Source organism: Idiomarina sp. A28L, assembly GCF_000218785.1.
In the GTDB taxonomy this organism is placed as follows: Bacteria; Pseudomonadota; Gammaproteobacteria; order Enterobacterales; family Alteromonadaceae; genus Aliidiomarina.
In genome coordinates this window covers 292,260-316,215 of the sequence record NZ_AFPO01000011.1, presented here as the reverse complement: position 1 = coordinate 316,215, position 23,956 = coordinate 292,260, and the positions used below count along the sequence as shown (strand labels likewise).

Sequence of the window (23,956 nt, the reverse complement as noted above, 5' to 3'; positions counted from 1 at the left end):
AGGCTATATAACAAGCTTTTAGGCGAAACATAAACTTAATATTTTTGCGTGGATACGTTTGCGCAATCTAAAATTATAATCAATAGGGAGAGCGGCATGTCGAGCTCATTATCAGGGCAAATTGCATTAGTTACTGGCGCCACGCGTGGCATTGGTAGAGCAATTGCAGAAAATTTAATAGCATCGGGTGCTACTGTAGTTGGTACAGCAACCAGTGAAAACGGTGCTGCAGCAATTAGTGAATACCTTGGCGAACACGGTACTGGTAAAGTACTTAATGTAACAGAAGCAGGCGCTATCGATGCTTTAGTGGCCGAAGTTCAAAAAGAATTCGGTAAAATCGATATCTTAGTAAATAATGCTGGTATCACCCGCGATAATCTTCTAATGCGCATGAAAGAAGATGAATGGGATCAAGTAATTGAAACTAATTTAACCGCTGTATTTAAAATTTCGAAAGCAGTTATGCGCGGAATGATGAAAAATCGTCATGGTCGTATTATTAATATTGGTTCCGTGGTGGGTACTACCGGTAACCCAGGGCAGGCAAACTACTGCGCTGCGAAGGCTGGTTTGATTGGTTTTAGTAAAGCATTAGCGAAAGAAATAGCTTCTCGTGGCGTTACTGTAAACTCGGTGGCTCCGGGTTTTATTGACACAGACATGACAAAAGCGTTAACTGACGAGCAACGGGAACGTATTTTTGATACTATCCCTGCTGGTCGGTTAGGGCAGCCTGAAGAGATTGCCGCTGCTGTGGGCTTTTTAGCCTCTGCCGGCGCTGCTTATATTACTGGTGAAACCATTCATGTGAATGGTGGCATGAGTATGGTTTAATAAGCCCTATCGGCAACAACGAGGTAAGACCTCCGCCATTTGGGCAAATTTTTACTTTCATCATGTAGGCGTATTGCTTACACTACACGCAAATTTATTCAAGATACCTTGATTTGAGGGTTACACATGAGCACTATCGAAGAACGCGTAAAGAAAATTGTTATTGAGCAACTAGGTGTTAAAGAAGAAGAAGTAAAGCCAGAAGCTTCTTTTGAAAACGACCTTGGTGCAGATTCATTAGACACAGTTGAATTGGTAATGGCTCTTGAAGAAGAGTTTGAAACTGAAATCCCTGACGAAGAAGCTGAAAAGATTCGTACCGTTCAGGCAGCTATCGATTATATCAATAAGCACTCTGCTTAATATAAATCGAAGTTTTTAGCATGAATAAAGAAAAGGCGGAATGAAAATTCCGCCTTTTTTGTATCTGCGATATGCTGACGTTTGATAGCTAAAGAAGTTGAAGGAGCCCGCATTTGATGCATACGTTAATGAACGGTGAAGCCACCGACCAAGTAGATATATTAGATCGTGGTTTAAATTACGGTGATGGCTGCTTTACAACAATAGCGGTTATCGACGAGCAATTACAGCTTTGGCAACGCCATTGGCAGCGGCTTAATGATACCTGCACTAAGCTTGGGATATTAGTGCCAGATGAAGCATTATTGTTAGCCGAATCGGAAGCGTTGATTACTGAGTTTGGCAAGGAACCGGCGGCTATTAAAATAGTAATAACACGCGGTTCTGGAGGGCGTGGGTATGCACCTCCGAAAGAGTGTGAAACGCGGCGTATTCTATCGATAAACGCTATTCCAGAGCACTATACAATGTGGCGCACGGACGGAATCCACATTGCTAATGCAAGTTTTCGTTTGGCTCTGCAACCAGAGTTGGCAGGATTAAAAACTTTAAATCGCTTGGAGCAAGTGCTTTTAAAACAACAACTAGGCAAGCTTCAGCAAGTAATGAATCCCGTTCCAGATGATCTTATCGTGTGTGATGCAAACGGATTCGTTTGTGAAGCTACAATGGGAAATATATTCTGGCGCGAAGGCAAGCAATGGCATACCCCTGAATTAACCGAAGCGGGCATAGCAGGTGTTGTTCGTGCAGAATTACTAGCCAACAACCCGAATATACGAATCGGCCACTACTTACCAGAAAAATTGGCAGAGGCCGACGAAATCTTTGTTTGTAACTCCTTGCTTGGTTTAGTTCCAGTAAGTAACATAAACGGTAGTGAACTGCCTGTTCGGGTTTATCCGGAATCATGGCTAACTCGTTTGTAAAACGGTGATTATTCTCTCAAGGACAGTATTAATACTATGAAAAAAACAATAATTTCTGTTCTTGCGGTATTGTTTTTATTGGCTGTAGTAGCGGTGATTGGTAGTTACGCAGGGGCTCATTGGTGGTACCACAAAGGCAGCACAGTAGCTGTAACGGCATATGCTGAGGAAGAGGTTTTATTTACTGTTCCTCGTGGAAGTAACCCTCGCCGAATTGCACAGGAGCTTGAGGCTCAGGGGTTGGTTCCGCATGCGAAATTGAATGAATTAACTTTCCGCTTTTTTCAACGGGGAGCAAGGGTTCAAGCCGGTGTTTATGCTATTCACAATGATGATACCGCGGCTCAAATTTGGGAACGAATCAGTGCGGGTAGGCAGCATTTGTTTTCCATCACTTTTGTCGAGGGTAGTGAGTTTAAACAGTGGCAACAGCAAATTTCAGAGCATGACTACATTACTGTCGAAAACCCCAAATTAACAGCAGAGCTTCTTGCTGAGCAACTCACAACTAGCGAGCACACTCACATTGAGGGCCTGTTATTTCCTGATACATATCGGTTTTATGCAGGCACTAGTGATACACAACTTTATCGGCAAGCTTATCTGCGTATGCAAAGTACAATTGCAGAAATATGGGAACTGCGCGACCGGAGTGTGCCAGTGGCTACACCATATGAAGCGTTAATATTAGCCTCGATCATTGAAAAGGAAACGGGTGCTGTGGCGGAACGGCCATTAGTTGCATCAGTGTTTGTAAATCGGTTACGCACTGGTATGCGGCTGCAATCCGATCCAACCATTATTTATGGTTTGGGTGATGCTTACCGCGGGGTTATTTATCGATCTGACATTCAACAAACAACCCCGTACAATACCTATCGAATTAATGGGTTACCACCCACACCAATTGCGATGCCTGGGCGCGCTGCAATTGCTGCAACATTAGAGCCGGTTGAGAGCGATTACTATTATTTTGTGAGCAAGAATGATGGTACTCATGTTTTTTCGCGAACCTTGGCCGAGCATAATCGCGCTGTACAGCGTTATCAGAGGAACTGATGAGCGGAAAGTTTATTGTTATTGAAGGTTTAGAAGGGGCAGGCAAAAGCACGGCGGTTGCCACGGTATCGGCATGGCTCGAGGCTCGAAACGCTGCCTTTATTCAGGTGCGCGAGCCCGGCGGTACACCATTCGCAGAAGCCCTAAGAGATATAGTTAAAGGCGATTGGGAAGAACAGGTAACGCCACAAGCGGAACTTCTATTAATGTACGCAGCGCGTGTACAGTTAGTAGAAAATGTAATTCGGCCTGCGCTATTGAAGGGTACTTGGGTTATTGGTGATCGCCATGATTTATCATCGAGGGCATACCAAGGGGGTGGCCGCGAAGTAGATGCTAAGATATTAGCGCAATTGAAACAGTTTACATTGCAAAATTTCACTCCAGATTTCACTTTGTATTTAGATATCAATCCTGAGGTTGGCTTATCTCGAGCATCCAGCCGTGGCGCGTTAGATCGATTTGAGCGCAGTAAAATCGATTTTTTTAAACGAACTCGAAATCGCTATTTAGAAATAGCCACGGAAGAAGAAAACATCAGCGTTATTAATGCTGAACAGGATTTAGTTAATGTTCAACAGGCAATTCTAGTGGCACTGGAGAACCGATGGCCAGCTTAACCTTTCCGTGGTTACGCCCTTTGTGGCAACAATTGATAAACGCCGCTCATGCAGGCCGTATGCCCCATGGTATGGGCTTTTCATATTCGCCTGATTTAGGCGTTGATACCATGCTTGAGCAACTAGCCGCGTTTTTGTTGTGCCAACAGCGGGAACAACGAAGCAGAGCTTGTGGTGAGTGTAAAAGCTGTAAACTATGGAAAGCTGGTACACATCCTGATTATTTGCGGGTGGAGCCTGAAATAGGAAAACAAATTGGCGTTGATGCGGTTCGACAAATAGCTCAACAAGTGCAGCAAACCTCAAGCCAGGGCGGCAATAAGGTGGTTCAAATCATTCATGCCGATCGAATGACATTGCAAGCAGCAAACGCGCTCTTAAAAACGCTTGAAGAGCCGCCAGAAAATACATTTATTCAATTAGCTGCGAGCCGCTATTCGCAATTGCTACCTACGATTCGCAGCCGTTTATTAGCCTATGCAACCCCAAAACCTAGCCAGCAAGAGATTAAACAATGGTTGCAAGAACATAGCCAACAAGCGATCACCGATACGGTTTTAATTGAATTAGCCACAACTAAGCCATTAAGCGTGTTAAGGCAGCTACAAAGCAATGAAGAACAACTCGCGTATCTGGGGCTTCTATGCAAAGGGCAGTTGGTGGTAGAAAAGGATTTAGAGAAAGTTCATCAAATGCTGGCAACTCTGTTAAGTGAAATACAATTCGCGCACCGACAAGCAATGATGGGCGAGATGCCACTGGTGGTCGCTACGAACATTAAACAACCCGCGCCTGTTCATTCATTAGCACGTGCACTTGCCAAAGGCTATCGGCGTGGAATTGTTTTGCGCAAGGCGTTACAGAATGCCGGGGTAAATCCGCAGATTCTGGTTGCCTCTTGGAGCACTGATCTTACCCGTTCGCTGCGTGCCTCAACTCTCAATTAGGAATAATTATGTTTGTAGATTCCCATTGTCATTTAGATAAATTGAAAAGCACAACTGAACTTGGAATTGATCAAGTATTAGCGAATGCGCGGGCAGCTCAGATTGAGCACATGCTGTGCATTGGTGTTGCGTTAGATGATTTTGCGCAAATGCAAAGCATTGTTGGGAAGCATGACGATGTTAGCTTCTCTTGCGGGGTTCACCCGTTATATGTGGCTAAACATGGCTTCTCCGAAAGTGAATTAGCTACTCTTTGTGCACGCAATGATGTGGTGGCAGTTGGCGAAACTGGCCTCGATTACTTTTATGATAAAGAACATATTACTACCCAACAGGAGAGTTTTGCGCGGCATATTGAAATTGCGAACGAAGTAAATAAACCACTTATTATTCATACCCGTGATGCCCGTGAAGATACTATCGCGATGCTCAGAGAGGGGCGCGCAGATAAATGCCGTGGTGTTATGCATTGTTTTACTGAAAGCTTAGAGATGGCAAAGAAAGCGCTAGATCTCGGTTTTTATATTTCAATTTCGGGCATTGTTACCTTTGCTAGTGCGCAAGAGCTACGTGATGTTGTTAAATACGTGCCCCTTGATCGAATGTTAATTGAAACTGATTCACCATGGCTTGCTCCTGTTCCTCATCGGGGGCAAGAAAACCAACCCGCATACGTTGCCCATGTAGCTGAGTGCGTAGCTAAGTTAAAAGAAGTTTCTGTGCAAGAAGTAGCGGAAGTTACTCGAAATAATTTCTACTCGCTATTTAATATTCAGCGCTCGATAGCAAGTTAAATTACCAAGAACAATTAGAGTTTATTACTAATTCAGAAAAAAAGATGGCTCGGAACTAAAGGGGGGAGTGTTCCGAGCCTTGGGAAAGGCCCGATGAAGGGCCCTGCGCTCAATAAAGTATAGAATTCGTAATATTCCCCTATGTGACAAAAGCTGTGATAAAGTAAAATAAAGGTTCATTTAGTTAGTTTAGACGTTGTTTACTATTTGTCCATTTTTGCACTTTGCTGCACGTTTCAACATCATGCTATAACTCCTATAGTGATATTTTCATTTATAGAAGCGTAAATATGACATGCTAATAAAAAACATATCAACGCGCCTAATGATATGGCTTACCGTTATACTTTCTTTAGTAATTATCTGCTTTCTATACGCGGTATCCTTTATGGAACCGCGTTTTATGATTTGGTTTTCAATTCTTATTATCGCAATCGCGCTTGGTGTGCTTTATTGGGTGGTTCGATGGGAATTTAAACCGCTTCGTAATGTATCAGTGCAAACACTTGAAATTCTGAGTGGCGACCGAGAACACCTAGATGTTCCAAGAAGAACAGAGGGCGCGGTGCTAGTGAGGCAATTTAATCGATTACTGGCAAGAAACAGAAAGCAGCAACGGGAATTATCAGACCGGCAAGCTTATCTTGATATTCTTTTAAATACTGCGCCATTAGGTTTATTCATGACCGATCAACGGGGAAATATCGAGTATATAAACCCGAAAATGCGGGAACTCACTGGCTACACATTACAAGAACTTAAAGAAGCTGGATTACGTGAGCGCATTGCAGAAAGCGATCGTGAAGGTACGTTAGTAAGCTGGCAAAATGCGATTTCTGAACGTTATGCCGCAGCGATTGATTTTCGCTTTATTACTAAATCAGCAGCGGAAAGCTGGCTACATTTGGAACTTGAGCCCGTTTATAGTAAATCGATTTTTATCGGTTTTGCGGGCTCGTTACGTGACGCAACTAATGAAGTAAAGCAACTGGAAGAGCTCAGAATTCAGGCAAATCGAGATACGTTAACGGGGCTGTTGAACAGGCGCGGTTATGATGCGGCAGTGCAGCGAACTATTACAGATGCACGTTTGTTTAATGAGAGTTTTCAATTGATGGTTGTAGACTTGGACGAGTTTAAGGCTGTAAATGACACCGCCGGCCATGAAGCTGGGGACGGCGTATTACAAAAAGTTGCTGAAATTATGCTTGAGCATACTCGTGAAACTGATTATTGCTGCCGTTTGGGTGGTGATGAATTTGTGGTTCTATTGCTCAACTGCCCAATAGAACGCGCTGAAAAAATTGCCCAAAATATTGCTTTTGATATCGCTAATATGCACAAAGATAAGAATATCGTACAAGTAACAGCAAGTGTTGGCGTTACCTCGTTACGCGAAGATGATGAAGATGAACAAGATATTTTGCGTAGAGCTGATAAAGCCGCATACAAGGCGAAACATGCAGGGCGTAACCAGATTGTTGTTGAACCATGAATTGAAAGGCCCTAGCGATTAATTATATTAATCGCTAGGCGTAAGTTCGCCTCGCAAATTCTGAGCAAGTTGTTTTTTTATCTCTTGAGTATCATCGCCTACGCTTAATAGGTAGTGAAGTTTAGTGAGCGCAGCTTCGATCGTCATATCTTGTCCGCTAATCACACCGATATCGGCTAACGCATTACCTGTTGCATAGCCAGCCATATTCACCGTACCTTTAAAACATTGCGTGCAATTAAGCACAATAATGTTGGCATCGATAGCTCGTTGTAAGGCATCAATAAGTGAACCGCCTTGTGGTGCATTGCCAACACCATAGCTCTGTAAGATTAACGCTTTAACAGGGTGTTTTACTAGATTATCAATAATACTAGCGCTCATTCCCGGATACAAAGTAACAACACCAATTTCCTGCGCCGTTACTTCAGCAACTTCTAAAACTTCAGGCTTAACTGGCTCAACAACACCAGCAAGAATTTCGATGTCGATACCCGCTTCGAGTAAAGCCGGAAAGTTCGGCGCGGCAAATGCATCGAAGCCATCGGCATCTGCCTTCGTAGAGCGGTTTCCGCGAAACAAGCGATTATTAAAAAACAAACTTACTTCATGAATGGGATAGTGTGCAGCTACATATAAAGCATTCAATAAATTCGTTTGGCCATCAGAGCGAAGTGCTGCTAACGGAATTTGTGAGCCGGTAACAATTACCGGCTTCCCCAAGTTTTTAAACATGAACGATAGCGCCGATGCCGTGTAGGCCATCGTATCGGTGCCATGTAAAATCACAAATCCATCATAATCATCGTAATTGCGTTGAATATCATCAGCAATGCGTTGCCAATCCGCAGGCGTCATATCCGATGAATCCATTAACGGTGAATATTCGCATAGTGTGAATTCGGGCATTTCTGGCCGGTAGAACTCAGGCATTCCTTGCAAGCTCTTCTCTAAAAAGCCTGGCGCAGGAATATATCCATGCGCCGATTTCATCATGCCGATAGTACCACCAGTATAGGCAATATAAATACGCTTTCTCTTTGCTACCATGTTTCTCTCAATACTATCTTTTAAAATCAATTACTTAACTTGGCATTCTAAACAACGCATATAAACGTGTTGTGGGTCGTTAAAATCGTTTACGGCCTGAACTTCGTTGATTGCACGTTGAATAGCTTTTTCAGTTAATGTGGGTGATTTAGTATAAAGCGATTGTGGTAAGAGTACACTTGCACCGTGAAATAATTGGGCTAGAAATGCATCAAATCCAGAAAGTTCAGGTGTTGGGAAAGTTACACGATACTCTTCAAGCCCTGCGAGCTCTGCAGCGATTGCAGTTGCATCATCTAATTCGCCGATGCGATCGATAAGGCCTAGCTCAAGGGCTTTCGAACCTGTCCATACACGGCCTTGAGCAACTTCATGAACCGCTTCGGTTGTCATCCCACGAGCATCAGCTACAAGCTCTAAGAAATCTTGATAAATGCGATCTACACCACCTTGCAAAGCGCGCTGTGCTGAATCACTCAATGGGCGAGTGATATCAATATATGGGAATTCGGTAGATGAAACACCATCGCTGTATACTCCGATTTCAGCAAGGCTTTCATCGATTGAAAAGAACATGCCGAAAACACCAATTGAGCCAGTAATTACTGAGCTTGGCGCTACGATTTGATCGGTACCTGCGGCAATCCAGTAACCACCTGAAGCTGCAACTGAGCTCATCGAAGAAACCACCGGTTTACCAGCCTCGCGCAAAAGTAGCAGTTCTTGGCGTATTTGCTCGGAAGCAAACGCGCTTCCACCAGGGCTATCAATACGAAGTACAACGGCTTTTACGTTGTCGTCTAAACGTATGTCACGCAGGCGATTTGAGAGTGTTACACCGCCAACTGTACCTGCCGGTTGGTTACCATCTAAAATGGTACCACTGGCAAATACAACACGAACTTCAGCTGAATCGTCTTTCTTATTCGCCGCGTCGCTGCGTTCAGAAGCAATAGCCTTGCGGTAATCGCGCCAGCCAATTGCGCGGAATGATTTTTTATCTTCGTCGTAACCACCAAGATCAATCAGTGCTTGGCGAATTTCTTCGCTGTGCGCAAGGTTATCAACTAAACCAGCATTTAATGCTAAGTTTGCTTGGCTGTTATCCGCTTGAGTAAACAAAGCTAAGAAATCGTCCATATCGCCGCTTAAAATCTCAGGCGCTACTTCGCGATGGCGAGTGATACCAGATAGGTATTCCGCCCACATAGCATCAACCCATTCTTGGTTCGCTTCTTTCGCTTCGGCCGACATACTATCGCGACTGTAAGGTTCCACTGCTGATTTAAACTCACCTACACGAAAGATGTAAGTTGTGACTTTTAATTTTTCCAATAGAGAGCTGAAGTAGGTAGGGTACATGTGGTAACCATCCACAGCTACTGAACCTTGTGGGTTCAAATATACGGTATCGGCTTGGCTTGCGATAAAATATTGAGATTGGCTGTAAAAGTTTCCATGGGCAATGATTGGTTTTCCCGCTGCTCTTACTTTTTCCAAGCGATCTGCAACCATTTGCAACTTGCTTAAGCCGCCGCCCCAAAAATTGCGCAAATCAAGCACTACGCCGCTGATACGATCATCTTCTGCAGCATCATCAATGATCGCTAAGAATGCATGCAAATCAGTTTCTGGAGTTGTACCAGAACCCGTAGCTTCATTGAAAAAGCGATCAGTTGCGGAAAGATAGGTTGCTTCCTCTACTAAAACGCCACTAGGGTTGAGCACTAGTAAGCCGCCTTCAGGAACGGTAGGAATATCTTCGCCTTGATTAAGAACGAGGAAAACTCCAATGAGTAGAATGAAAAATACTAAATTAACGATTACTCGGCGGATACCATTAATAAAGTTCCAGATAGGACGAAGTAGATTAGATAAAAATTTCATTTAGAAACCCTTGATGTTGCGCGCTGTTTTCGCGGCAATCCGGTATAATTCAGATATACGGCGATAAAACATGATTATTATATAAGTGGCTTTTCGCCATCAACATTAGTTTACCGTGCTCAGCTTTGAATGCGTAGCCAAACTTTGTAACAAAACACTACCAATGTTAATGTATTTTTATATTCATTCACGGATACCTCTATGAACGCCCTCGATTTATTATTAACACGTTCTTCAATGCCACGCGTAGTTGCTCCAGGGCCTTCAGCTCAACAACTAGCGCTACTGGAAGCCGCTGCATTGCGGGTGCCGGATCACATGAATCTAACGCCTTACACATGTATTGTTTTTCAAGATGCTGAACTACAGGGCCTGAGTGAAATATTTGCCGCTACGGCAAAATTAGAAGGCCTAACGGAGGCCGAACAAGGCAGGGCTCCCCAGCTGCCGTTGCGTGCTCCGTGTATTATCGTTGTTGCTACTCAGTATAGAGATGAACCTAAGGTTCCTCGGCAGGAACAGTATGCTAGTGCTGCCTGTGCAACGATGGCTATGCAACAAATGGCTTTTGCCCAAGGTTTAGGTGCTGTTTGGCGAACTGGTATCTATGCTGAATCAGAGCACATGAAAGCGGCTCTGAACATTGCTCCTAACGATGACATTATTGGCTTTCTATATATTGGCACACCAGCCGTACCCACACCGATTAAGCCGAGTAAGCAAAAAACGTTATTCCAGCCTGCAAAAACACAATTAAAATGAATAATTAATCATATTAATCGCATAATAATATTGATTTAAACTTCTATTTTTATTACGATGAGCGCTATTCGGTGAGCTATCCAATAGTGCTTTATCTCTATTTGCTCACTACCGTATCTAAATAGTGAGTGTTGTAGCAGTGATAGAACCTTTTCATACTTCCAGTTCTGATAGTAAAAGCCCTTTAGAAACGGCAGAAGGCAATAGTGCTTGTAACACTGCCAGAGAAAAAGGCTTGCAGGTGGCGGTTTTTGGAGCCAGTGGTTATAGTGGCTGTGAGTTGCTTGCTCTTTTGAATAAAAATGCATATTTCGATATTCGATTTGCCTTTTCCTCTGAACGCAGCGCCAGCCAACTTTGGTCGAGTTTAGCGCCGGAGCTAGCTGGAACCTCGGAATTAATGATTCACCCTTGGAACGATTCCTACTTTGAAGAAGTAGCTTCTTGCTGTAGTGCGGTGTTCCTAGCTTTGCCTCATGAGGCAAGCGCGTATCTGGCGGCGAAATTTGTTTCTGAAGGAGTTGCCGTATTTGATCTCTCGGGTGCCTATCGTTTTGCCAGTGCAAGTGAATTTTCTGATACTTACAAATTTGCCCACCCACACCCAGAGCTATTAGCAAGTTCTCAATATATGCTAATGGAATGGTTACCTGTACAGGATGGTCACGCAGCCGCACCATTACTCTTTAGTATTCCTGGATGCTACCCAACTGCCGCAACGCTTGGTTTAAAACCCTTAACTGTTAACGGTTTACTTTTAGCAGAACACACGCCGGTAATTACTGCTGTTAGCGGCGTTTCGGGCGCTGGCCGGGGATTGAATGCCCATACTCAGTTTTGCGAGGTAAGTTTTCAAGCCTATGGCGTGCTAAATCACCGTCATACACCTGAGATCATTAATAATCTGCAACAAGATGTAGTGTTCACACCACAACTGGGTAACTACAAGCGCGGCATTGTGGCTACTTGCGTAGCGCAATTAAGCCCCAATGTGGCCGCAGATAGCGTGCACAAAGCGTTTAGTGATGCTTATGCAAATCAACCTTTTGTTCGTTTGGTTAGCTCACCACCCGCTGTAGATCATGTAGCTAATACTCCATTTTGCGATATCTATGTAAAAGTGGAAGGCCAGAAAGTAGTGGTAATCAGTGCGTTAGATAATTTACTAAAGGGAGCGGCAGGGCAAGCCATGCATGCCGCTAATCATATTTTTGGTTTGCCAATCACGGCTGGCTTTCAGGGTTTCTTTAGCAGAGCAAAACCTCATGTAATCAAAGTGGGCGGTGCGTTGTTAGAAAATGGAAATCTACTAGAACAAAATTTAGATAGCCCGTTAAATAAGCTGTTAATTGCTTTGAGAAGAAGCCAACAGCCTTTTGTATTAGTTCATGGCGGCGGTTCGGCAGTTGATTCCATGCTACACAAAGCCGGTTTAACCTCAAAGAAAGTAAATGGCCAACGGGTAAGTGCGCCTGAACATATGGATATTATTGTTGGTGCTTTGGCCGGTACTACCAACAAAAAGCTGGTGCAAGCCGCGCATCAGAACGGTTTTTCAGCTGTAGGCATTAGCTTGGCTGATGGCCCACTATGGGCCATGAACAAGAATGCCGAGTTGGGAATGGTAGGGCAACCGGCATTAAGCGGTTTCTCAGCTCCGGGAAAAGCGTTGCTCAATACGCTTCTAGAAAATGGGTTTACTCCTATTATTAGTTCAATCGGCCTTACCGTTGATAGCCAACTTTGCAACGTTAATGCTGATTACGCCGCGGCGGCCATTGCAATGGCCCTCGATGCCGATTTATTGCTGCTCAGTGATGTGCCGGCAATACTTGATGCACAACAGCAAGAAATTGGTGAAATTACCTTAACCGTTGCTAAAGAATTGGCCTCCGAAAACTTTGTGAAAGGCGGTATGAAAGTAAAGCTAGAAGCTGCCATTTTCACCTCGGAATTTTCCCGACGAACCACGGCGATTGCAGGCTGGGCTGATAGCGCAGCAGTAATCGCTCATCTGCAAGGGTTGCCTCAAGGCACCCGCATTGTTCTTGATTAATTAGCTACCTTGGTTTCATCCCAGATTTTGGGTTTTCACTGAGATAGCTCAACAAATCCCAAATATTCAGATTATAAAGAGAGCTTTTTATGCATTTACTATCCTTATTTGATGTAACCGCAGTGCAAATACGGCACATTCTTACGCTGGCTGGTTATATGAAAGCCCATCCGGTGAGTTTCCAACATTCGCTTAAGAATAAATCTATTGCCATGTTGTTTGAAAAACCAAGCTTACGCACTCGAGTAAGCTTTGAAGTGGGTATTCAGCAACTTGGCGCGCAACCTATTTACTTAGATGCGCAAATGGTTGAGCCCGGGCAGCGCGAGAGTGTTGAAGATATCGCTCGGAATCTTGCCTGCTGGACTCACGGTATTGTGGCGCGGGTGTTTAAACACGAAACCTTACATAAGCTCAAAGCTGCAGGTATTCCGGTAGTAAACGCACTTTGCGATATTCATCATCCATGCCAAACCTTGGCTGATTTACTTACCATACAAGAACGTTACCCAGTAGATATGAAAGTGGTAGATATTCTTTATGTTGGCGAGGGTAATAATGTTTGCCAAAGCTTGATGGTGGGTGCTGCGGCGCTAGATTTAAAACTTACAGTAATTTGCCCAGAAGGGTATGGGCCGCAAAAGGGTTTTTTGGATGAGCTCAATGCGCGTTACCCAGAGCACAGAATTCAGCTGGGAAATGATATTTCTAAAGTTGATCACGCCGATGTTATTTATACCGATACCTGGCTTTCAATGGGCGACAAGCGGGATTACGCAGAAACCTGCAAAATCTTTATGCCTTACCAAGTTAATAGAGCTTTGGTTAAACGTATGCAAGCCACAACCGTGATGCACTGTTTACCGGCACATCGCAACGATGAAATTACCGACGAGGTAATGGATAGCACCATTAGTGCGGTGTTGCAGCAAGCTGAAAACCGTTTATATGTACAAAAAGCAGCGTTACATCATTTATTTGAGGAGATATCCCAATGAGCCAAACCACCCCAAATGCCATCAATAAAGTAGTTCTTGCCTATTCTGGTGGTTTAGATACCTCGGCCATTATCCCTTGGCTGTTAGAAAACTATAACTGCGAGGTTATCGCTTTCGTAGCCGATGTTGGCCAAGGCGATGAAGAGCTTGTAGGCATTGAGAAAAAAGCTATTCAATCGGGTGCAACAGCCTGTTATGTGGTGGATTTAAAAGATAAATTCGTGAATGAATTAATTGCACCTGCTATGCAGGCGGGCTGCATTTATGAGGAACAATACTTACTCGGAACGGCATTGGCGCGGCCAGTAATTGCCGAAGCGCAAGTAAAGTTAGCACTTGAAGTGGGTGCTGATGCGGTATGCCATGGTTGTACCGGTAAAGGCAACGATCAAGTTCGGTTTGAAAGCACATTTGCAGCACTGGCACCGCAACTTACGGTTATTGCCCCTTGGCGTGAGTGGGAAATGCGTTCTCGGCAAGAATTGCTCAACTATCTAGCCGAAAGGAATATTAAAACCTCGGCATCAGCCACTAAAATTTATAGCCGTGATGCCAATCTATGGCATATATCTCATGAAGGTGGTGAGCTTGAGAACCCTTGGGAACAACCTACCGATGGGGTTTGGACACTTAGTAACTCACCGCAACAAGCACCCGATAAGCAAGAAATTGTAGAGCTTGAGTTTGCCGAAGGTGTATTAACCCATGTGAATGGTCTAGCGCATAGCCAAACGGAAGCACTTGTTAAACTCAATAGTATTGGTGCCGAGCATGGTGTTGGGCGTATCGATATTGTTGAGAACCGGTTAGTGGGTATGAAATCACGCGGGTGTTACGAAACGCCAGGGGGGATCATTTGGTATCAGGGCTTGCGTGGTATCGAAGAGCTTGTTCACGATCGGGCTTGCCAGCGCTTGCGCCATGATCTTGGCCAGCGTTTAAGCGACGTGCTTTATGATGGCCAATGGTTCACGCCAGTTCGCGAAGCATTACTCGCAGCTGTGCATTCTTTAGCTACAAAGCTAACTGGAACGGTCCGCATTGCGCTTTATAAAGGCAATGTAACCGTTATTGGCCGCAGATCACCATTAAGCTTGTATTCAGAAGCTTTTGCTACCTTTGAAGAAGATGAAGTGTATCAGCAAAAAGATGCCGCAGGGTTTATCCGCCTATTTAGTTTAGCGAGCCGAATTCGGGCGCTGAAACAAGGAGGTTTAGCATGAGTATGTGGGGAGGCCGCTTCGAAGAGGGCAGTGCAAAAGAATTTCGGGAGTTTAATGATTCATTGAAATTCGATTACGTACTTGCGCCATTTGATATTCAAGCGAGTAAAGCGTGGGTGAATGCGTTAACGCAACAACAATTGCTCACACATGATGAGCAGCAACAGTTGCAAGAAGGTTTAGATCAGCTGGCGTTAGATATTGAAGCGAACCCGAAGTTACCATTAAGCACTGAAGCGGAAGATATTCACAGTTGGGTAGAGCAGGCGCTGCAAGATCGTTTAGGCAGTGTAGCTAGAAAATTGCACACTGGAAGATCGCGAAACGATCTAGTGGCTACCGATTTGCGCTTGTGGGCGATCGCTAAATCGCATTCTGTGGGTGAGCAGATCGCGGCAACGATCGATGCACTGATCGTTTTCGCTGAACGTTATGAATACAGTGTGATGCCCGGTTATACCCATTTGCAACGGGCGCAGCCTGTGCTGGTTTCGCACTGGGCGTTGGCCTATGTAGAGATGCTGGAACGGGATTTGGATCGCTTGAAGCAAGCGCGGGATCGTTTATCAGTATCGCCACTTGGGTGCGGGGCGCTTGCGGGATCTGGAATTGCCATCGATAGATCATTTTTAGCGAAAGAATTAGGCTTTAATGATCTTTGCCGAAATAGCCTCGATGCTGTATCAGATCGTGATTTTGTTATCGAGCTTATGGCAATCGCGAGCATAAGCATGGTGCATTTATCTCGGCTTTCGGAAGATATTATATTTTATTGCTCTGGCGAGGCTGGTTTTTTCCTGCTTGGTGATGCTATCTCTAGCGGCTCTTCATTAATGCCGCAGAAGAAGAATCCTGATGTATTTGAGTTAATTCGGGGCAAAACTGGCCGTGTTAATGGCCATCTGCAAGCAATGATGATGACAGTTAAAGGCTTGCCCCTGGCATACAACAAGGATATGCAAGAGGATAAAGAAGGCTTTTTTGATGCTATGCAGCAGTGGCAACAGTGCCTTTCGATTATGGCTTACGCGTTACCACACTTAACTGTAGATGAAGCGCTAGCGGAGCAATCAGCAGAGCTTGGCTACAGCAACGCTACCGATTTGGCCGATTACCTTGTGGGTAAGGGGATTGCGTTTAGGGATGCGCATGAAATTTGCGGCAAATTAGTATTAACCGCATTACGCAAAAAGCTGCCGCTAGAGCAATTAAAGCTAGCTGAGCTACAAGCGGAAGCTGCGGAAATAGCGGAAGATGTTTATGCTGCATTAGCGCTACGCGCAGGAATGGACCGCAGATGCGCGCTAGGCGGCACAGCACCAAAGCAAGTACATAGTGCACTTCGCCGCGCACGGCAACGCTTACAAGCGCAACTAGCGTCGCTTACGCACATTCGCCAAGCTAAGTTGAGCGATGTTCCCAAAATAGCTGAACTTATTCGCTATTGGGCTGGTAAGGGCGAGCATTTACCGCGCCAAGAACAAGATATAATGCAAGCGATTCACCAGTTTGCCGTAGCCGAAATTGATGGCGAATTCGTGGGCTGTGGTGCACTTTATGTATATGGCACCGGTTTAGCTGAAATTCGTAGCCTTGGTTTAAAAGAAGGCTTACAAGGTAAAGGGTTGGGCGTTGAGATTGTACAATGTTTGCTTGATCAAGCTCGAAACTTAGGAATAGGGCGCGTAATAGCGTTAACGCGCGCGCCAGCGTTCTTTGCCAAAATAGGGTTTGAAATTGCTGACAAAAGCCGTTGGCCAGAAAAAGTTATGAAAGATTGTGAGTTTTGCCCGCGCAAGCATGCTTGTGATGAAACCGGTTTGGAAATACGCCTTTAAATAGTAATCAAAGACATATGAAAAACGCCGCAATTACCAAAGGTAGTGCGGCGTTTGAGTTTTTAATTTCTTTATTCAGTTTTGCTATTAAAATTCTGCGTTATTCGGGCTACGTGGGAACGGAATAACATCACGAATGTTTTGTACGCCAGTAACATAGGATACTAAGCGTTCAAAACCTAACCCAAAGCCTGCATGTGGAACCGTGCCATAACGGCGTAAATCACGATACCAGCTATATTCTTCTTTCGGTAAGCTCATTTCATCCAAACGCTTATCAAACATATCTAAACGCTCTTCACGGGCACTACCACCAATAATTTCGCCAATGCCTGGGGCCAATACATCCATAGCCGCTACCGTTTTGCCATCATCGTTCTGGCGCATGTAGAAGGCTTTGATATCACGCGGATAGTTTTTCAAAATAACCGGTGCACCTACGTGTTCTTCTGCTAAATAGCGCTCGTGCTCTGATTGTAAATCAGTACCCCAAGCCACTGGGTAGTTGAATTCTTTACCACAGTTTTGCAGGATCTCCACCGCATCGGTGTAATCCATGTGTACGAAATCGTTAGCGATCACGTGTTCTAACCGGCTGATAGCCTCTTTATCGATACGTTCAGCGAAAAATGCCATATCATCTGCGCGTTCTTCTAAAACCGCTTTAAATACATATTTGAGCAGATCTTCTGCAAGTTTCGCGATGTCTTCCAAATCAGCAAAAGCAACTTCTGGCTCAATCATCCAAAATTCCGCTAAATGGCGGCTAGTGTTTGAGTTTTCCGCACGGAAAGTAGGGCCAAAGGTATAAACGTTCGAAAGCGCACATGCATAAGTTTCTACGTTGAGTTGGCCTGATACGGTAAGAAACGCTTCTTTACCAAAGAAATCTTCTTTGTAATCAACCTTGCCTTGTTCGGTAAGCGGCAGGTTAGCCATATCTAAAGTGGATACTCGGAACAACTCACCGGCGCCTTCGGCGTCACTAGTTGTGATGATTGGCGTGCTAATCCAATAGAAGCTGCGCTCATGGAAAAACCGATGCACGGCTTGCGCCAAGCAGTGACGAACCCGAGTTACGGCACCTGAAATGTTAGTGCGTGGGCGTAAATGGGCAAATTCACGGAGATACTCCATGCTGTGGCGCTTTGGCGCCATAGGGTAGGTGTCTGGATCTTCAACCCAACCGATAACATCAACTGCTGTGGCTTGCAATTCAAATGCTTGGCCTTGGCCAGCTGATTCAGCCACGGTACCAGTAATAATTACTGAACATCCGGTAGTGAGCTTCACTACTTCGCTTTGATAATTATTTAGTTCATTTGGCGCAACGGCTTGCACAGCATCAAAGCACGAACCATCGTGTACATTGATGAAGGAAATGCCTGCTTTAGAATCGCGGCGGGTACGCACCCAACCTCGAACCGATACGGTTTCGCCAACAGCAAATTTGCCGCCTAGAACATCTTTAATTACAGCGATAGACATGAAACTAATTCTCCGAAACGATCGCACAAATGAATGAATTTTTATAAGCCGTTAATGTTACTTTCTTGCGCCTGCTAGCGCAATGCATTCAGTGCAGCTGAGCATTATTTATTAATATCCAACGAATACCCAACGAATGGCGTACGAACACGCAATATTGTCAAACTGGGTTTTGGCAATAAGTACAGATAGCTTTTGTGAGTTTCGCGAGTTGCAGGGGTTCAATGATATAAGGCGGCATAATGTATAAAAGCTTGCCAAACGGGCGAATCCAAACACCTGCGGCAACAAATTGTTTTTGCGCTGCGGCCACATTAATAGGTTTCTGCATTTCTATCACACCAATGGCACCAAACACGCGCACATCAGCTACATGCACACTTGTTCGGCATGGTTCAAGTTCCGCTTTGAGTTGCGCTGAAATTTCAGCTACCTGCTGATGCCAATCACCTTTAGCAATAATATCCAAACTTGCACAGGCTACTGCGCAAGCAAGAGGGTTGCCCATAAAGGTTGGGCCGTGCATTAAATTCCCGCCACCTGGCCCGCCGCCGATGGTATCAGCCACATGCCGAGTAGTTAATGTTGCTGCAAGGGTCATGTAACCGCCGGTGAGAGCTTTCCCTACGCACAGAATATCCGGGCAGATATCGGCGTGCTCGCAAGCAAACAACTTACCGGTGCGGCCAAATCCAGTGGCAATTTCATCCGCTATTAATAGCAAATCGTATTTATCACATAGCTTGCGGGCTTGTCGAAGGTATTCTGGGTGGTAGAAACGCATACCACCGGCTCCTTGTACAATGGGCTCGAGAATAAGTGCGGCAAGATTTTCATGCTGTTCGCTGATAATTTTAGCTAGCGCACTAATATCGGTTTCGAACCATTCTTCATCGGGCTTAATTTGCGGAGCTGGGGCGAATACATGCTGGGGTAACACTCCGGTGAATAGTTCATGCATACCATTAACGGGATCACACACCGACATAGCAGCAAACGTATCGCCGTGATAACCCTGACGAATGGTTACGAGCTTGTTTTTGTTGGTTTTACCGCGGCTCACTTGAAACTGCAGCGCCATTTTAATCGCCACTTCTACAGCAATAGAGCCTGAATCTGCCAAAAAAACCGCATCTAACGGTTCAGGAGTTAGCTTTACTAGGCGTTTGCATAACTCTATGGCCGGAGTATGGGTGATGCCACCGAACATAACATGTGCCATGGTATCAATCTGTCGGTGTGCAGCAGCATTTAACTCAGGGTGATTGTAGCCGTGAATGGTGCTCCACCAAGACGACATGCCATCAATAAGCTTCTCACCGGAGTGTAGGTTTAGATAAACACCGTCAGCACTTGCCACAGCGTAGGTTGGTAGCGGGCTGGTCAGAGAAGTATAGGGATGCCAGATATGGCGCTGGTCGAAAGCAAGGTCACTTGAATGCATAGTTTAATTTATAGCCAGTTGTAAAGGTGGTGGATTTCATTATATTGACAGTGTACTGATGAGCGCTATTCTAGTCGAGTTTTTCTAGCCTCAATTCGCGCGCGTTGCGCTTAGGTTCTGCCTAACTCAGTTAAAAAGAAACTTCGCAACGAAAGCCATCTTGATACAACGATTAGAGTTACTTATGAGCCAAACAAATTTCGAAACAACTTCTCAAGCGCCTGATTCAAATGCAAATAATGCCCCAAAACAGTGGCAACGTGCAGAAATTCAAGCACTATTTGATTTACCCCTGAATGATTTGCTGTTTCAAGCTCAAAGTATTCACCGCCAGCATTTCAATCCAAACGAAGTACAAGTAAGTACCTTACTTTCCATAAAAACTGGCGCTTGCCCAGAAGATTGCAAATATTGCCCACAAAGCGCTCGTTACGATACCGGCCTTGAAAAAGAGCAATTAATGGAAGTAGAGCGCGTGTTGCAACAGGCCGAGCGAGCCTTAGAAACTGGCGCTACGCGTTTTTGCATGGGGGCGGCTTGGCGCGATCCGAAAGCGCGGGATATGGCAAAGATTCAAGCTATGGTAAAAGGGGTACGGGCACTGGGCTTAGAAACCTGCATGACACTGGGTATGCTCTCTGATGAGCAAGCTTCAGCGCTGGCAGAAGCAGGCTTGGATTACTACAACCATAATCTGGATACTTCTCCTGAATACTACGGTGAAGTAATTACGACGCGCAGCTATCAGGACCGTTTGGATACTATTTCGAACGTACGTAAAGCAGGCATGAAAGTATGCTCTGGCGGCATCGTTGGTATGGGCGAGGAACAAAGCGATCGTATTGGTTTGTTGCAACAGCTGGCGAATATGCCACTGCCACCAGAATCGGTGCCGATTAATCAACTGGTAAAAGTTGCCGGCACGCCGTTTGAATCAATTGATGATATGGATTCGTTTGAATTTGTGCGTTGTATTGCCGTTGCACGTATTTTAATGCCTAAATCGCATGTACGCCTTTCTGCTGGCCGTGAAACCATGAATGATGAGTTGCAAGCCATGTGTTTTTTCGCCGGTGCAAACTCTATTTTTTACGGCGAGAAGCTCCTAACAACCGCAAACCCAGTTGCTGATGCTGATCAAAAGCTATTTGCTCGCCTTGGTTTAAAACCGGAGCAAAAGAAGGCACAAAAGCCGCTATATCACGATGCCGCGGCTGGCCAAAACACTGTGGTAGCCCCTTGTGGTGCTCGCATCAAAGCCGATGATAGCGAAATTAAAGAAACTGCATAACGTTTCAAAGTTCCTCGTTTCATTTCTTCTGTGAAGGGCTTTATGAAAGCTGATGAAAAAATTGGCGCAGCAAAAACAAGCGAGCAAGTTCGTGGTGTACTTGCTTCGCAGTTGCGCGCCCAAAGTGAAAAACAATTGCGGCGTAAATTGACGCCACAAACGCAAACACAGAATCGAAATTATAACTTTTCTAGCAATGATTATCTTGGTTTAAGCCAGCATTCAGAAGTAATAGCGGCCTATCAGAAAGGCCTTTTAAATTGGGGCGCGGGGGCTGGTGCAAGCCCGCTGGTTACAGGTTACACCGCAGCTCATAGTGAATTAGCCGAAGAACTTGCGGCGTGGTTCGGTGTTGATCGAGTGCTCCTGTTTAACAGCGGTTTTAGTGCTAATCAAGGCGTACTTCAGGTGTTGGTAAAGGCTGGTGTAGTACCGATCATCGATAAGCTCTGCCATGCCTCTATCTACGATGGCGTAAGCTGTGGGGGCGGGTTTAACCAGCGTATCGCGCGCTTCCAACATAATAATTATAACGATTTACGCGATAAACTTCCTAGAATCGCCAAAACAGCTTGTCCACTTGTAGTTTCTGAAGGTGTTTTTAGCATGGATGGAGATACAGCAGATATAGCTGAGCTTGTTCGCAGTAAAGGAAGTGGCCTGTTAATGCTTGATGATGCTCATGGCGTTGGGGTTACCGGAAAAGCTAGTAGGGGTGTTTTTGACCATTCAAAAGCGCGTGATATCGATATTGTTACCGGCACTTTTGGTAAAGCGTTCGGTGTGGCGGGTGCATTTGTAGCAACCGATCATCAAATTGCAGATAGCTTAGTGCAAGGCGCTCGTCATCTGATTTACAGCACCGCCTTTGCGCCTGCACAGGCGGAAGCTATTCGCGCCGGTTTACAACTGTTACAGCGCGATCAAACGCTACAATTAGCACTAAATCAGCGTATTCAATTATTTAAACAATGCGCCGCCGAATTAAAGCTTCGGTTTGCAGATTCGAGTACAGCAATACAGCCGCTACTTGTGGGCGATAACGCATTAGCATTGCGATTTAGCCAAGCTTTAGCAGAGCAAGGGTTTCAATGTATCGCCATACGCCCGCCAACCGTGCCGCAAGGCACAGCCCGTATTCGCTTCACGTTAAGTTTGCACCAATCGCCTAGCGCGATTCGCGCACTATTTTCTGCTATAGCAGATATTCTCGAAGCCGATCAGGAATTAGCCGATGCTTGCCGAATATAATAAAAGTGCGGTTGCTGATCGCTTTAGTAGATGTGCAGAACGCTACCAACAACATGCTGATCTACAGAGTGAAAGTGCTAATATTCTCGGCGCTCTACTGCGTGAACGTTTACTTTATAAACAAGGTGAACAGCAGAGCAAGCAAACACAAATAGCAAACTGCATACTTGATCTAGGTTGCGGGCCAGGAATCCAAGGCCCACGTTTACGAAGCTTTGCTGCGCAATACGTGGGTGTTGATATCGCTTCTGGTATGTTAGCGAAAGCGGTGCGCACCAATGCAGATAGCAATCTCTATATTCAAGCGGATATGGAAAACTTACCCTTTACTACAAATTCCTTTGATTTGGTGTATTCGAATTTAGCCGTGCAGTGGAGCAATAACCCACTGCAACTCCTACAGGAATTACAGAGAATAACTAAACCTGGTGGCGTTATTGCTTTTTCAACGGTATTGAACGATAGCCTACAGCCATTGGCTCGATTGCGAAGCGGCTTTTTAAATCGCACGGCAGTGAACGAACAACCAACGTTAAGAGATTGGTTAGCTTGGTGTAAGCTTGCTGGTTTTCAAAGCGTTATTAGCGAAGAGCGAACAGTTTCCGGGTGGTTTCAGAACGTAGCCTCATTATTAAGAAGTATCAGTGCGATAGGCGCGGATCATCAAGGAAACAAGCAAGCTCCGAAGCTTGGCGTAGCTGAATACACAGCCATTTGCAAAGGGTATGAACATTATAGAACCTCTCAAGGGCTACCACTAAATTATCAGTTAGGTTTTTTTGCTCTTGAAGTTAACGATGCAAGCTGTTGATTTAAAATTTATAATTTAATATTGATTGTGAGTTAATGTAATAATGAGAAAACTATTTATCACCGGAACTGATACCGATGTTGGCAAAACAGAAGTTGCTGTATTATTGCTGAAGGCTATGGCACAAGCAGGGTTTGATACTGCGGCGATGAAACCAATTGCTGCTGGTTGCGAGTGGCGAACAATCAACGAAAAGCAGAAATTTATAGATGTAGGGAGTATTGAGAATAATGGCTACTGGGCAAACGAGGATGCGCTCAAGCTGCAAGCGGCTGCCACGCTGCAATTACCTTACAATAAAGTAAACCCGTTTGCTTTTGAACCAGCTATCGCCCCGCATATAGCCGCAATGGCGAATAAGAACCCAGCAGAAACACCGCTCAAAGTATCTCAATTATTGAAGCACTGGCAGCATTTAGCCGCGCTTGAGGCCGATGTTTTGCTCACTGAAGGCGCTGGCGGTTGGCAATTGCCTCTAAATGCGCTCGAAGATATGCCAAGCTTTGTGCAAAGAGCAAATATGGATGTGATCGTGGTAGTGGGTATGCGCTTGGGTTGTTTAAATCACGCGCTGCTTACCATTGCTGCGATTAACGCGCTGGGCCTTAAGGTTGCTGGTTGGGTAGCTAACCAAGCTACTGCTCAGATCATGCCAATGTATAAAGAGAACTTGGCTACCTTACGCTCGCGCATTAGCGCACCACTATTGGCAGAAGTGCCATATTTTTCTGGCAACTCCATAGAACAGCAAGAGTGGCTGCAACAACAAAATTGGTTATCGTTACTAGAGCTTTAACAATACTGTGCACCACA

Annotated in this window: 21 protein-coding genes; 17 read left to right on the top strand and 4 right to left on the bottom strand. The window is 45.0% G+C overall.

Annotated features, from left to right (window positions below; translation table 11 throughout):
* The first annotated feature begins 96 nt into the window (after positions 1-96).
* The 8 genes from fabG (at position 97) to A28LD_RS04515 (ending at position 7,044) form a co-directional block, all read left to right on the top strand.
* Positions 97-837 carry a 3-oxoacyl-ACP reductase FabG gene (gene fabG / locus A28LD_RS04550; protein WP_007419890.1) on the top strand — a complete coding sequence of 247 codons (741 nt, stop codon included), beginning with the start codon at positions 97-99 and terminating at the stop codon, positions 835-837.
* A 126-nt stretch (positions 838-963) separates the two neighbouring features.
* Positions 964-1,200 (top strand): acyl carrier protein, encoded by a 237-nt coding sequence (gene acpP / locus A28LD_RS04545; RefSeq protein ID WP_007419889.1) that lies wholly within the window; start codon positions 964-966, stop codon positions 1,198-1,200.
* Between the two features lie 116 nt (positions 1,201-1,316).
* Positions 1,317-2,129, top strand: a complete 813-nt coding sequence (pabC, locus tag A28LD_RS04540; RefSeq protein WP_007419888.1) for an aminodeoxychorismate lyase — start codon at positions 1,317-1,319, stop codon at positions 2,127-2,129.
* A gap of 36 nt (positions 2,130-2,165) precedes the next feature.
* On the top strand, positions 2,166-3,188 hold the full coding sequence (gene mltG / locus A28LD_RS04535) for an endolytic transglycosylase MltG (RefSeq protein WP_007419887.1): 1,023 nt from the start codon (positions 2,166-2,168) through the stop codon (positions 3,186-3,188).
* Positions 3,188-3,808, top strand: a complete 621-nt coding sequence (gene tmk / locus A28LD_RS04530) for a dTMP kinase (RefSeq protein ID WP_007419886.1) — start codon at positions 3,188-3,190, stop codon at positions 3,806-3,808. Before mltG ends, tmk begins: the two co-directional genes overlap by 1 nt.
* Complete coding sequence (locus A28LD_RS11890; protein ID WP_007419885.1) at positions 3,796-4,755, top strand: DNA polymerase III subunit; 960 nt, start codon at positions 3,796-3,798, stop codon at positions 4,753-4,755. Before tmk ends, A28LD_RS11890 begins: the two co-directional genes overlap by 13 nt.
* An 8-nt stretch (positions 4,756-4,763) precedes the next feature.
* Positions 4,764-5,549 (top strand): TatD family hydrolase, encoded by a 786-nt coding sequence (locus A28LD_RS04520; protein ID WP_007419884.1) that lies wholly within the window; start codon positions 4,764-4,766, stop codon positions 5,547-5,549.
* A gap of 403 nt (positions 5,550-5,952) precedes the next feature.
* A complete protein-coding gene (locus A28LD_RS04515; RefSeq protein ID WP_007419883.1) occupies positions 5,953-7,044 on the top strand; it encodes a sensor domain-containing diguanylate cyclase in 1,092 nt (363 codons plus the stop codon).
* 27 nt (positions 7,045-7,071) lie between these two features.
* Here the strand turns inward: A28LD_RS04515 and ansA are convergent, their stop codons facing one another.
* Both ansA and sppA read right to left on the bottom strand, forming a co-directional pair.
* Positions 7,072-8,094 carry an asparaginase gene (gene ansA, locus A28LD_RS04510; protein WP_007419882.1) on the bottom strand — a complete coding sequence of 341 codons (1,023 nt, stop codon included), beginning with the start codon at positions 8,092-8,094 and terminating at the stop codon, positions 7,072-7,074.
* A gap of 30 nt (positions 8,095-8,124) precedes the next feature.
* Positions 8,125-9,981, bottom strand: a complete 1,857-nt coding sequence (sppA, locus tag A28LD_RS04505; RefSeq protein ID WP_007419881.1) for a signal peptide peptidase SppA — start codon at positions 9,979-9,981, stop codon at positions 8,125-8,127.
* Between the two features lie 201 nt (positions 9,982-10,182).
* Here sppA and A28LD_RS04500 point away from each other — a divergent pair, with 201 nt between their 5' ends.
* The 5 genes from A28LD_RS04500 (at position 10,183) to argH (ending at position 16,858) form a co-directional block, all read left to right on the top strand.
* A complete protein-coding gene (locus A28LD_RS04500) occupies positions 10,183-10,743 on the top strand; it encodes a nitroreductase family protein (protein WP_007419880.1) in 561 nt (186 codons plus the stop codon).
* A gap of 241 nt (positions 10,744-10,984) precedes the next feature.
* The gene (gene argC, locus A28LD_RS11885; protein ID WP_237704243.1) at positions 10,985-12,799 is read left to right on the top strand and encodes an N-acetyl-gamma-glutamyl-phosphate reductase; all 1,815 of its coding nucleotides are present in this window, start codon (positions 10,985-10,987) and stop codon (positions 12,797-12,799) included.
* A gap of 89 nt (positions 12,800-12,888) precedes the next feature.
* On the top strand, positions 12,889-13,797 hold the full coding sequence (gene argF, locus A28LD_RS04490; RefSeq protein ID WP_007419878.1) for an ornithine carbamoyltransferase: 909 nt from the start codon (positions 12,889-12,891) through the stop codon (positions 13,795-13,797).
* Positions 13,794-15,020, top strand: coding sequence for an argininosuccinate synthase (locus tag A28LD_RS04485; protein ID WP_007419877.1), 1,227 nt, complete (start codon positions 13,794-13,796; stop codon positions 15,018-15,020). The genes argF and A28LD_RS04485 overlap by 4 nt, the downstream gene beginning before the upstream one ends.
* Positions 15,017-16,858 (top strand): argininosuccinate lyase, encoded by a 1,842-nt coding sequence (gene argH, locus A28LD_RS04480; protein ID WP_007419876.1) that lies wholly within the window; start codon positions 15,017-15,019, stop codon positions 16,856-16,858. Before A28LD_RS04485 ends, argH begins: the two co-directional genes overlap by 4 nt.
* Before the next feature lie 87 nt (positions 16,859-16,945).
* Here the strand turns inward: argH and asnS are convergent, their stop codons facing one another.
* Both asnS and bioA read right to left on the bottom strand, forming a co-directional pair.
* Positions 16,946-18,346, bottom strand: a complete 1,401-nt coding sequence (gene asnS, locus A28LD_RS04475) for an asparagine--tRNA ligase (RefSeq protein ID WP_007419875.1) — start codon at positions 18,344-18,346, stop codon at positions 16,946-16,948.
* A gap of 160 nt (positions 18,347-18,506) precedes the next feature.
* Positions 18,507-19,790 carry an adenosylmethionine--8-amino-7-oxononanoate transaminase gene (bioA, locus tag A28LD_RS04470; protein WP_007419874.1) on the bottom strand — a complete coding sequence of 428 codons (1,284 nt, stop codon included), beginning with the start codon at positions 19,788-19,790 and terminating at the stop codon, positions 18,507-18,509.
* 184 nt (positions 19,791-19,974) lie between these two features.
* Here bioA and bioB point away from each other — a divergent pair, with 184 nt between their 5' ends.
* From bioB to bioD, 4 genes are read left to right on the top strand one after another with little or no spacing between them, the layout of a single operon-like run.
* The gene (gene bioB / locus A28LD_RS04465) at positions 19,975-21,081 is read left to right on the top strand and encodes a biotin synthase BioB (protein ID WP_007419873.1); all 1,107 of its coding nucleotides are present in this window, start codon (positions 19,975-19,977) and stop codon (positions 21,079-21,081) included.
* A gap of 42 nt (positions 21,082-21,123) precedes the next feature.
* Positions 21,124-22,332 carry an aminotransferase class I/II-fold pyridoxal phosphate-dependent enzyme gene (locus A28LD_RS04460; RefSeq protein ID WP_007419872.1) on the top strand — a complete coding sequence of 403 codons (1,209 nt, stop codon included), beginning with the start codon at positions 21,124-21,126 and terminating at the stop codon, positions 22,330-22,332.
* Complete coding sequence (locus A28LD_RS04455) at positions 22,316-23,143, top strand: methyltransferase domain-containing protein (RefSeq protein ID WP_007419871.1); 828 nt, start codon at positions 22,316-22,318, stop codon at positions 23,141-23,143. The genes A28LD_RS04460 and A28LD_RS04455 overlap by 17 nt, the downstream gene beginning before the upstream one ends.
* 43 nt (positions 23,144-23,186) lie before the next feature.
* The gene (gene bioD, locus A28LD_RS04450) at positions 23,187-23,939 is read left to right on the top strand and encodes a dethiobiotin synthase (protein ID WP_007419870.1); all 753 of its coding nucleotides are present in this window, start codon (positions 23,187-23,189) and stop codon (positions 23,937-23,939) included.
* The last annotated feature ends 17 nt before the right edge of the window (positions 23,940-23,956 follow it).